Genomic DNA, 242 nt, shown 5'->3' with positions numbered 1-242 from the left:
TCCCACAACATCATGCCGATTTACTTCATCTCCGATTTTCACCTGAGCGAATCACATCCTCAGCTGACCGCACTCTTCCAAAAATATATCCAAGAAAAAGCCGTTCACGCCCAAGCCGTATACATTCTAGGCGACCTTTTCGATTTTTGGATCGGCGATGACGAAAACAGACCTTTGGTACAAACCATCAAGCAAACCATCCGCAGTCTGACCGAGCGTGGAGTCGCCTGCTATTTTATCCA

General features: G+C 47.1%; 1 protein-coding gene. It reads left to right on the top strand.

Translation table 11 applies throughout. The features are described from left to right. A partial coding sequence (locus tag ACTHSP_RS24015) for a metallophosphoesterase (protein WP_440347227.1) occupies window positions 1-242 on the top strand: 242 nt, incomplete at both ends.

The organism is Neisseria sp. P0001.S005, assembly GCF_051963715.1.
This window is presented reverse-complemented; position numbering and strand designations above follow the sequence as displayed.